Raw genomic sequence first — 10,799 nt, 5'->3', positions numbered from 1 at the left:
ATTCCGGCAGACCGACATTTTTGGGGAAATCGATGGACTCAGAGTCGGAAAAATCGACGTCAGCGTCGTTTGCAACCGGATCGGATGCGTTAAACCCCGTCGATCAGGATATCCAGAGCGCGCTTCAACGCGTCGTGATGATCCGCCAGAGACCCGACCGGCTCACGCAGCTCCGATCCTGGAACAGCAGCCAGTTCCTGAACTCGAACGATCCAAGCCGTCCCGGCCACCTCAACAGACGGTGTCAGCCCTGGAAAAGCGGCGTACCGGCTCGCGTCGCGCAAAGGCGCCACAATCCGCGACGCATCAATGCCAATCAAATCGGTCTGAAGATCCACGACAAGCTGCCCGCCCTTGAGGCGGTAAAGGTCGAACTGCGCCATGCGATCTCCGCCCTAAAAGCTTCTAAAGCCAGCGAGTGGCAAACCTTCTTTGGCAACCTCCTCGGCATAGGCGCTGATCGCCGACTGGTTTTCCGCACGCCACAAACGATTCCGTTCGGTCTTGGCAGCCTCAATGATCGCCGCCTCCGCAAGGCGCGACATATTGAGTCCAAGTGCACGGGCGGTCGCCGCGACATCAGCATCCAGCGTCAAATTGACTTTGATTCGCGCCATAAGACCCTCTCGGAGTAAGAGTATGAATAAGGAGTATAAGGCAAACTCATCGGCCGAACAAGATGAGACCGGGCGTATTGATGTGCCTACCCATGTGGCGGGCTCTGGGACGCTGGATCGACTGGTGGACACCGCTCGCGACTATGCGCGCGCTGCGGCCTCGGACAATACGCTGAAGGCCTATGCGAAGGACTGGTCGCATTTTACGCGCTGGTGCCGGATGAAGGGTGCGGAGCCTCTGCCCCCGTCGCCGGAGATGATTGGGCTCTACCTTGCGGATCTGGCATCGGGGTCAGGCGCCTCCCCTTCGCAGTCCGCGCTCGGACCGCAGTCGGTGACCCGCCCCCTTTCCGTTTCGACCATCGAACGCCGTCTCTCGGGCCTTACCTGGAACTACGCGCAACGTGGTCTCACCCTCGATCGCAAAGACCGGCACATCGCGACCGTGCTGGCAGGCATCAAGCGTAAACACGCCCGCCCGCCGGTGCAAAAGGAAGCAATCTTGGCGGAGGACATTGTCGCCATGATCGCCACCCTGCCCTTCGATCTACGCGGGTTGCGCGACCGGGCAATTTTGCTCTTGGGCTATGCTGGCGGGTTGCGCCGGTCCGAAATTGTCAGCCTCGACATGCGCAAGGACGACACGCTGGACGGCAAAGGTTGGATCGAGATTTTGGACGATGGTGTGCTTTTGACACTCAACGCCAAGACCGGCTGGCGCGAGGTCGAAATTGGCCGTGGATCCTCGGAGCAAACCTGCCCTGTTCACGCTCTGGCACAGTGGCTGCATTTCGCCAAGATCGACATTGGCCCAGTGTTTCGCCGCGCGTCTCAGGATGGCACCCGCGCGTTGGAGGCGCGCCTCTCAGACAAGCATGTCGCCCGCCTGATCAAGCAAACGGTGCTGGCCGCGGGCATCCGCTCTGATCTGCCGGAAAAGGACCGCCTTGCATTGTTCTCCGGCCACAGCTTGCGCGCCGGTCTCGCCAGTTCGGCGGAGGTCGATGAGCGCTATGTTCAGAAACACCTTGGCCATGCCAGCGCCGAAATGACCCGCCGCTACCAACGCCGCCGCGACCGGTTTCGCGTCAACCTCACCAAAGCCGCGGGGTTGTAGCACATGGTCCGTAAAGAGAGGACCCTAGTTGCCATGTTTGAACGCCATGCGGCCCTGAATTGCTTCACACTCGCCTAATCTGGGGCTTTCAGCATATGTAGCGATACATAGCTTGACGGAGATGGGGATGGATTTTTCCACGACATCACAAAGCTCTGCGGGTTTTGGTCTCAGCTTATTTTGGAGGGTTGGCATTTTTATCCGAGCCATCTTAAGTCCGTAATTTTTAAAATATTGTCCGCGGACAATATTAGCTTAGGCCGCATAGGTTTTCGCTGCCGCAAGACGCCTGATGAGCTTTTCTGGACTGAACTCAGCGCTCTTTGACCCCGTAGTAATCGCCCGGAAATATGCACCGATGGCTTTGATTTTGTCGTGGAATTGCATAATTGCCCAAACGGTTGCCGCCGCTCTTAGCCCGCCAAGACGTCGATGTGCGGCTTCATAGCTTTGGCTGCTGATGCCTAACATGGGTGCAAGCGTCCTTGCGTGGGCTACGACGTCATGCACTGTCTCGATGTTCTTCAATGAAAACTGTGCGGCTTCAGGACAAGCTGAGAGCAATTCAGGAACTGTGATTGGCTCTTCTGCTTGGGATGGGGATGTCTCTTTTTTTACACAGCCTTCTTCTTTATCAATATGTTCTTTATTTGACTTATGAAGGTGCCGGACAAAATGACCGTCACTGGCGGACAGTGTTGTTGTCGAATGAGCAGGAATATCGTCGGTTGTTTCGGCTTCAACCGTGGTGACGGTAAGCTCCGCAAACAGGGTTTCGCAGTCCTTGAGTGACAATTTACGACGAAGCGTACGCAACGTTTGAAGGGCAATCTCATCATCGGGATTGATCCGCAGGCTATCATTGGCGGCAGCTCTGATTTTGGCGCGGAGGTATTCAATTTGCTCTTTTTCTCTGAGGACCTCGGCGGCGAGGGCGGCAAACTCGTGCAGTCTTGAAAACAGAGGTGACAGATCAAAGCCAAACCGAAGGGCTGTGCCTTCGTGGCTGTTATGTTTTGTGAAGCGCTTCCTATTGGGGCTGTCACGGCGGATGAGGAGACCGAGATCCTGCAACACGGCCGCGTGACGCCTGATTGTCCGGTCTGAGATGCCGTTGAGGCGGAAGGTCAGCGTTGTGTTCGATGCAAAGACGGTATGGTGATTCCGTTTTGGTGCGAGGCATGAAAGCATCGCGTCCAAGGTCGAAATCACGGACGCGCTGAGACCCAGGCGAGGGGCCGCATTTCGGAGGGTTGCGATAACGATGTGGCGCTCTGGAATCGAATTGTCCGCGGACAATAGCTCTGTGTTCCGCAGCCCAATGGGTGCGGTTGCCTGTTTAAATGCCATGTTTTTTCACGACAACCTGGTCTGAAAGGCCCCGTCAGGTCCTAAATCAGAAAAAAGGCAACAAAAATGGGTCAACCGAATCGGTTGTTGTTGACTGACGTGGAGAAGCTGGTAAATCTGAAAGTGCAAAGAACAGATTGGGCTCTCCTAGGGAAACCTTGGGGGGCTCTTTCTTTTTGGGCTGTTGGTCGTGCTCCTTTTGATGTGGTTCTGCTCGTTTATTGGTTAGTCCGGCGTTTGCGCCGACTGCCACGCCTCATAGAGACGCGTAAGCTCAGCTTCTGCGTTGTTACGCATCCACTGAGCAAATTCTGGGGCTTCGGACTTTGACAGTTTAAATGTCAACGCGCGGGCCGTTTCTTTAATTTCAGCCGAGACTGTTCCATCACCCAGTTTGATCGTCAGGGTAGGGGAGGGGGCTGGTTTTGCCGCCGCTTTGGCCGTCAGGGATTGTGCAACCGCATCACTGATCAATCCAAACCGGTCGTCAGAAGTCTTGGCAGTGTCGAGGTCAAGTGTGTGAGCGATCTGTTCAAGATCGACATCATGGGTGCGCATCTGATCGGCAAGCTCTTCCCAGCGACGCCGTCCGATGCCATGGGCGGACCCAATCCGCTCGATGACGGATTGGGGAATGGAACGCGCGACCTTGGTCATGCGCGACAGCATCGGTTTGTCGACGGCCAAGGCATCAAGAATGATCGCTTGCTCATAGCCGCTTGTGGCCAACTCAGCCGCAAAAAGCGCCTTTTCAATGAAACTGGGGTCCAGGCGCTGTGTGTTTTCCTGGCCTTGGGCGAGAATGGCCTCCTCGTCAGACAGAGACCGAACAAGGGCCTTTGCGGGGAGCCCAAGAGACCGTAAGGCCCGCAATCTGCGGCGACCATACACAATCCGATAATGTCCGGGCCGATCCGCGAGAGGTCGAACCATGATGGGGACTTGTTGACCATGGGCCTTGATGCTCGCCGCAAGGGCTAAAACATCGGCATCCGTAAAGGACAGGCGATCCTTGGGACCGTTCTCTTCAATGACATCGACCGAAATTTCTCGCACAGCATTGCTTGCGACATCCTTCAAGGTCGATTTGACACCACTCATGGCACCGGTATTGGGAAAGCGCGGTTTTTGCTCGCCGCTGGACGTCGCGGCGCTACCAGTATTAGGTGGGGCAGGGGGCTGGAACAGGTTTCTACGGGCCATCAGTCAGTCTCCCTTCCCCAAGCGTGCTGAATCGTCTTTTCAAACTCGTCAGCGACGCCGTTCACGCTTTCAAGGATGCGATCCAGCGTCTTTTTCACAACCTGTGACGGCTCCAGCTCATAGATGGTTTGCTGTGTCATGCCGGCGTCAGAGATTGCCGTGGATTTAAGCATCGGCGTGGTCAAAACCTGATCGAGCAAAATCGACCTCAGGAAACCCGCCATTTGCGATTGCGGGACGTCCGTTGGTTCATATCTGGCAATCAAGAATTTGAGGAAATTCCAGTCAATCGGACCGGCCGCCTCTTCTAGGGTTTGGACCGTTTCTCCAGCCATTTCAAGGAATTGCGCCATTGAGGCGACATCCAACATGCTTGGAACGACTGTGATCAACAGGCCGGTTGATGCCAACAATGCCGTCATGGTCGTGAAGCCCAGTTGCGGTGGGCAATCAATGATCACGAGATCGTAGTTTGCCTCAACTTCGTCGAGGGCGATCACGAGGCGCTGAGTAAAGGGGGGATCGACCCTATGCTGAAGCGCATAGGCGGTTTCTGTCTCGTACTCAGACAACAAAAGCCCCGCAGGCGCGAGGTCGAGATTGTGAAAATAGGTCTTTCGGATGACTTGGCTTAAGGGAACGGGGTCATCGTATTTGAGCGCGTCATACACTGTGCCGCTCTCAGCAAATTCGATCTCAGGACGATATCCGAACATCGTCGTCAAGCTGGCCTGCGGATCCATATCGACGGCCAGCACCCGATAGCCTCGCAAGGCGTAACGTTGCGCCAAGTGGATGGCGCTGGTCGTTTTGCTTGAGCCACCTTTAAAGTTCACGATGGAAATCACCTGAAGAGCGTCATTTTCGCGACGGCCAGGGAGATAGGTATCGCCATTTCGACCTGTTCGGGCCATCACATGGCGGATTTGGTCGATCTCTTCTGCGCTGTAGAGCCTACGGCCTCGGGTATCTGTCTCGACATCCGGGAAATCGCCTTCCTGATGCCGTGTTCTGAGATTTGACATGCTGATGCCAGTGAGCTCAGATACTTCGGCAGGGTGGAACTTGCGCAGCGCTTTCCGGCTGTCTGGCTGAAAGCTATTGCGCATATGGGTGTTGAGCGCTTCCGACAAGCGCGCAGCATTTGACGCAATGGAAGCTGCGATGGAACTGGAATCTTCAGTTTTCATGTTTAAATTCACTCTGCCTTGTTGACCTCTTACTGGGTCTTTCTCGTTTCGTCGCTAAACGGCGCTATTTACGGCACATTGCGACAACTCAACTCATGACACGCAAGTTATCACGAGGCAATATTTTTTTATCTTTTGCCCATCGGGGGAAGGGTGTGTGTGTTAAGGCTGTGCTCTAACTTTTTCCGTTAACATTATGATAATATAGAATTTTTAAGTAATTTGTGAGGTTTCGCAACATGTTGTGGGAGAACAGCCTCGAACCTCAAGCGCTGGTCATGGATGCGCGCTTCGAATCGGCTCTTTCTTCTGAATATCCCACATGTGACCCGGGAGGGGATGATTGTGGGGTGGGAAGCGATCCAGCCCGACGTGTCACCATAGGCCGTTAACTTGACCATGCCAGCCCGGCCTTTGTCCATCATCCGCGCCCATTTTTTAAAGTTTACTCTTTTTGTCGGTTAATATATCGTCTAAATCGTTTCTACATATTGATGCATGACTGCCCTCCCAGCCGCCGCCACGAGTCAGTCTTTCTTAAAAGAAAGCAAAGCGATGTTTGGACAACTCCTAAAGGGGGTCGCATGTGCGATTGCCTTTGCAGCCCCTGCGGCTGCGGCAGAAACACAATTGACCACACTGGCCGGCAAAGTCACGGTTCAGCCCGACCCGACTGAGGTGATCACATTCGACCTTGGCGTGTTGGACACCCTGACGGCGTTGGGTGTTGATGTGACGGGCGTTCCCTCACCAATATATGTTCCGGCTTTGGAACACTTAGATGACGGCACGCGGCCCCGTATCGGGACCTTGTTCGAGCCGGATTATGAGCAGGTCTTTGCCCTCAAACCTGACCTCATGCTCGCGGGATCGCGCACGCGTGAAAAAATTGCGGCCTTGGAGAAAATCGCGCCAACTGTGGATATGTCGCCATTCTCCGATGATATTGAAAAAGTGGTCAAAACCCAAACCACTGAGCTTGGTGCCCTGTTTGGAAAAGAGGCCAAAGCGACGGAGCTGGTCGATGACCTTCACACGTCGCTCGTAACCCTGCGGGCTCTGACGAAAGACGCTGGAAAAGGTTTGATCATCATGACCAATGGCCCGAAACTGTCCGCCTTTGGGCCGGGATCGCGCTTTGGTTGGGTGCATGAGACCTTTGGCGTGGAGCCGCTTTTGGACAACGTCGACGCGGAAACCCACGGCGAGGCCATCAGTTTCGAGTTCCTGCATGAGGTCAACCCGGATTGGTTGATCGTCTTTGACCGCACCAAAGCCACGCGCGGCGATGGCGCAACCGCAGATGTGACCCTGAACAATGAGCTGGTGGCGCAAACCACGGCGATGCAAAAAGGGCAGGTGATCTATGTCCATCCGGCAGATTTTTACATTGCCACGACCGGGGTGCGTTCGCTGCAAGACACGGTAGACCAATTTATCGCCGCCTTTGGCGCCGCTCAATAAGCGTTTGTAGCGTGAAATCTCTGCATCTTCATATGGGGCTCGCCTTGACCAGTATTTTGGTCATGGCGCTTCTGTCTTTGACCATCGGTGTCGCTGATATGTCTTTCGGTGCGGTGCTTCACGGTCAAGTCGATGATGCGCTCATTCTGCTGGCAAGCCGGGTGCCCCGCACCATGGCGCTGATCCTGACCGGGGCGTCTATGGCGATTGCCGGTCTGATTTTTCAAATGCTGACGCGCAACAAATTCGTTGAACCTGCCACGGCCGGAACGGCCGAAAGTGCGGGGCTCGGCCTGCTTGTTGCGGTGTTCTTTTTGCCGACCGCACCGATGTTGGCCAAAATGCTCCTTGCATCCGGCTTTGCCATTGCGGGCACGGTGCTGTTTTTGCGTCTTCTTGATCGGTTGCCACGGCATCAACCGTTGCTCGTGCCTTTGGTCGGGCTGATGTTGGGCGGGGTGATTGGCGCTGTGGCGACGTTTTTCGCCTATCAGACCGATTTGCTGCAATATCTCGGCATTTGGACCACGGGTGAGTTTTCCGGCGTGTTGCGTGGGCGCTACGAACTCCTTTGGATCACCGGCGGTTTGGCGTTGATCGGGTATCTCTATGCGGATCGGTTTTCGATCATCGGCATGGGCAGCGATGTTGCCATCACACTGGGGCTGAACCATCGCGGGGTGATGTGGTTGGGGCTTTTGGTCGTCTCTGTCATCACTGCCGTTGTTGTTGTCACCGTCGGGTCGATCCCGTTTCTCGGTCTCATCGTGCCGAATATCGTCAGCCGGATGGTGGGAGACAACCTGCGGGCAGCGGTGCCATGGGCGGCGAGCCTTGGCGCGGGGCTGTTGTTGTTCTGCGATATCTTGGGGCGGGTGTTGCGCGCCCCTTATGAGGTGCCGATTGGCACAATTCTAGGAGTGCTTGGATCGGCGGTGTTTTTGATGCTTCTTTTGGGACGGCACAGCCATGCCGTCCGATAGGTTTGTACAGATTGCCCTCCCACAAACGGGTCAGGCTCCACTGGATCGGGCGCGCGCACGCGTGCTGATCCTTGGCGCGCTTTCTCTCGTGGCGCTCGGGCTTTTTCTCACTCTGGGCGTGCCGGGCGGGGCATGGGGATTTGCACTTCCGTTTCGGGCCGGGAAACTCGTGGCCCTTGTGCTTGTGGCCTATGCCATCGCCACCTCTACCCAGCTTTTCCATGCCGCCACCCGCAATCAAATTCTTACCCCCGCCATCATGGGGTTTGATGCGCTTTATTTGATGCTTCAGGCCGGGTCGGTCTTTTTCTTCGGGGCTATGGCGACACAAGATCTTGACCCGATCCTCAAATTTTCCCTCGAAGTGATCGTGATGATGGTGTTTTCCACCGGGCTGTTCCTGTGGCTTTTTTCCGCGCAGGCACGCGATTTGCATCTTTTGGTGTTGGTTGGGATCATTTTCGGCACGCTGTTTCGCAGTCTGTCCAGTTTCATCTCCCGGATGATTGACCCCAATGATTTCGTTGTCGTGCAAGGGGCAACCTTTGCGCAGTTCAACACGGTCAATATTGATCTTTTGTGGATCTCACTGGCGCTCTGTGCGTTTACATTGCCCGCTCTGTGGGCGCTACGCCACCAATTTGACGTGCTGGCACTGGGTCGGGACATGGCGATAAACCTTGGGCTGCCCTATCGGCGGGTCATGATGATCACCTTTGCGACGGTTGGCCTGTTGGTTTCGGTGTCGACCGCGCTTGTCGGGCCCGTCACGTTCTTTGGTCTGTTGGTCACCCATCTGGCCTATCGTCTTTTGCCCGGTGCGCGGTTTGGGCCGACATGGATCGCCGCGAGCCTTGTTGCGGTGATCTCTCTTGTCGGCGGTCAGGCGGTTTTTGAACATGTGCTCGACTTCAAAGGCACGCTCTCCGTGGTCATTGATTTGCTTGGCGGTCTCGTTTTTCTCACCCTCTTGCTCAAAGGCGCGCAGCGATGATTCAAATCTCCGATGTCAGCCATCAGATTTCGGGTCTTCCGATCCTCACCGATGTGACATTCACCTTGCCAAAGGGTGGGATCACCGCCTTGATCGGGCCAAACGGCGCAGGCAAATCCACGCTTTTGTCGCTTATGGCGCGGCTGAGTAAACTGCAAACCGGCGCAATCTCCTTTGATGGCGCGGATGTGTCGACGACACCAACACAAGCGCTGGCCAAGCGCCTGTCCATCCTACGCCAGGACAATAGCGTTTCCGCGCGTCTCACGGTCGAAGATCTCGTGGGTTTTGGCCGCTACCCGCATCACAAAGGCCGGCCCGACGCGGAGGATCATCGCCTTGTCCAAGAGGCGCTTACGGCGATGGCACTGATGCCTTTGCGCCAAAGATTTTTGGACGAACTTTCCGGCGGTCAACGTCAACGCGCCTTTGTCGCCATGGTTCTGGCTCAGGACACGGATTACGTTTTGCTCGATGAGCCGTTGAACAATCTGGATATGAAACACGCCCGCCAGATGATGGAACGGCTGCACGACACCGCCCGCGAGCAGGGCAAAAGTTTCGTGATCGTGATCCATGACATCAATTTCGCCGCCGCCTATGCCGACCGCATCGTTGCCTTGAAAAACGGCCGTTTGCACGCCGTCGGCACACCGAAAGACATCGTCACACGCCCGATGCTCAAACAGGTGTTTGACCTCGATATCATCGTTGAAAACATTCGAAACCTTCCCGTTGCGATACACCAAATCGCGCCTTTTCCAGAGAGACAGGAGCACCCATGACCGAGACATCTGCAACCTGCTATGGCCTTGCCGCTGGCGCATTTGCCGTGCCCCGCTTTGATAAAATCGCCCTGCAATTGTCCGAACACGGATGTGAGTTAAAGCGCAATGAGGCGTGGATGAGTGGCGCAACAGACCGCGGGCAGTTCGAAATTCTGGGCGAGGAGGGGGCAATCAAAATCAGCCTCTCGGCCAAGGATGCCAGCACATTGTTCATGCTGCGCGATCAGATTCTCCATATTGTCGATCACGCCGACCCAGATCTTTTGACCCAATTCGAATGGACCGGCACCTTGCCGGATCAAGGTCCGCCAGCGAATTTTCGTCTGGCTGAAGTGGTGGAGGTGACACAGCCTTTCCCGCATTTTTATCGCGTGACGCTTAAGGCCGACAACATGGCGCATTTCGCCAGCGGTGCGATGCATTTTCGTCTGTTGTTGCCACCACAGTGGCGCAGCCCGGTTTGGCCGGCGATCGACGCGACGGGCCGCACCCGGTTTCCGACCGGCGAGGATCAGCTCCACAATCCGGTTTACACCTTTGTGTCGATTGATGTGGCGACCGGAATTTTTGCCTTTGATGTGTTCATCCATGACGGTGGCCGGATCACTGAATGGGTGCGTGGGGCGCAGGTCGGTGACACGATTGGCATGATGGGACCGGGGGGAGGGCAGATGCCGCAGGCCAAGGTCCTGACTCTGGTCGGTGACGAAACCGCACTGCCCGCGATCCGGCGTATTTTGGCGGAGGCCGCGCCGGAAGTGGCCGGGCAGGCTTATATCGAAGTGGACGGGGCGGAGGATATTCAGGATCTCATCAAGCCCGAAGGCATTACGGTGACATGGCTCATGCGTGGCAGGGATCTTGGGCCTGTGGACACGCTGTTTGCGCTCTATGGTGATGGGCCTGTCGACCCGATGCCGTTCATATGGTGCGGAGCGGAAAAGTTTCAGGTTCAGCGCGCCCGCAAACATTTTCGGGAGACGCTTGGGATCGGTCCCGAGCAGAGCTATTTCTCAGGTTATTGGCGGAAAGAGGGCTAAAGAGGCACATAAAAACCGGGCCAGCGCATGCGCATGGCCCGGCGGAGTTGCCG

Annotated in this window: 11 protein-coding genes; 6 read left to right on the top strand and 5 right to left on the bottom strand. The window is 55.8% G+C overall.

Going from position 1 to position 10,799, the window contains the following annotated elements:
- Positions 1 to 89: 89 nt before the first annotated feature.
- Together C8029_RS05555 and C8029_RS05550 are read right to left on the bottom strand one after the other, a co-directional pair.
- Positions 90 to 383 carry a CcdB family protein gene (locus C8029_RS05555; protein ID WP_009573268.1) on the bottom strand — a complete coding sequence of 98 codons (294 nt, stop codon included), beginning with the start codon at positions 381 to 383 and terminating at the stop codon, positions 90 to 92.
- 12 nt (positions 384 to 395) lie between these two features.
- Complete coding sequence (locus C8029_RS05550; RefSeq protein WP_286189726.1) at positions 396 to 545, bottom strand: type II toxin-antitoxin system CcdA family antitoxin; 150 nt, start codon at positions 543 to 545, stop codon at positions 396 to 398.
- A 94-nt stretch (positions 546 to 639) separates the two neighbouring features.
- Between C8029_RS05550 and C8029_RS05545 the strand changes: the two genes are divergently transcribed.
- Positions 640 to 1,734, top strand: coding sequence for a tyrosine-type recombinase/integrase (locus C8029_RS05545; protein ID WP_009573266.1), 1,095 nt, complete (start codon positions 640 to 642; stop codon positions 1,732 to 1,734).
- Between the two features lie 255 nt (positions 1,735 to 1,989).
- Here the strand turns inward: C8029_RS05545 and repC are convergent, their stop codons facing one another.
- The 3 genes from repC to repA form a co-directional block, all read right to left on the bottom strand.
- Positions 1,990 to 3,084: a plasmid replication protein RepC gene (gene repC, locus C8029_RS05540; RefSeq protein ID WP_009573265.1), complete on the bottom strand. Its 1,095-nt coding sequence runs from the start codon at positions 3,082 to 3,084 to the stop codon at positions 1,990 to 1,992.
- A gap of 225 nt (positions 3,085 to 3,309) precedes the next feature.
- Positions 3,310 to 4,287, bottom strand: coding sequence for a plasmid partitioning protein RepB (gene repB, locus C8029_RS05535; protein WP_152002453.1), 978 nt, complete (start codon positions 4,285 to 4,287; stop codon positions 3,310 to 3,312).
- A complete protein-coding gene (gene repA / locus C8029_RS05530) occupies positions 4,287 to 5,477 on the bottom strand; it encodes a plasmid partitioning protein RepA (protein ID WP_152002452.1) in 1,191 nt (396 codons plus the stop codon). Before repA ends, repB begins: the two co-directional genes overlap by 1 nt.
- 555 nt (positions 5,478 to 6,032) lie before the next feature.
- On the opposite strand from repA, the gene C8029_RS05525 reads away from it, so the two are divergent.
- From C8029_RS05525 to C8029_RS05505, 5 genes are read left to right on the top strand one after another with little or no spacing between them, the layout of a single operon-like run.
- Positions 6,033 to 6,941: a siderophore ABC transporter substrate-binding protein gene (locus C8029_RS05525; RefSeq protein ID WP_193217596.1), complete on the top strand. Its 909-nt coding sequence runs from the start codon at positions 6,033 to 6,035 to the stop codon at positions 6,939 to 6,941.
- 32 nt (positions 6,942 to 6,973) lie between these two features.
- Positions 6,974 to 7,924, top strand: a complete 951-nt coding sequence (locus tag C8029_RS05520; protein ID WP_152002459.1) for an ABC transporter permease — start codon at positions 6,974 to 6,976, stop codon at positions 7,922 to 7,924.
- Entirely contained in the window at positions 7,911 to 8,918 is a 1,008-nt protein-coding gene (locus C8029_RS05515; protein WP_226946240.1) for an iron chelate uptake ABC transporter family permease subunit, read from the top strand. Before C8029_RS05520 ends, C8029_RS05515 begins: the two co-directional genes overlap by 14 nt.
- Entirely contained in the window at positions 8,915 to 9,703 is a 789-nt protein-coding gene (locus C8029_RS05510) for an iron ABC transporter ATP-binding protein (protein WP_152002450.1), read from the top strand. Before C8029_RS05515 ends, C8029_RS05510 begins: the two co-directional genes overlap by 4 nt.
- Entirely contained in the window at positions 9,700 to 10,746 is a 1,047-nt protein-coding gene (locus C8029_RS05505) for a siderophore-interacting protein (protein ID WP_152002449.1), read from the top strand. The genes C8029_RS05510 and C8029_RS05505 overlap by 4 nt, the downstream gene beginning before the upstream one ends.
- Positions 10,747 to 10,799 lie beyond the last annotated feature (53 nt).

This window comes from Roseobacter sp. TSBP12, assembly GCF_009129705.1.
Classification (GTDB): Bacteria; Pseudomonadota; Alphaproteobacteria; order Rhodobacterales; family Rhodobacteraceae; genus Celeribacter; species Celeribacter baekdonensis_A.
The sequence above is the reverse complement of the archived record's forward strand: the minus strand, read 5'-3'. Positions and strand labels throughout refer to the sequence as shown.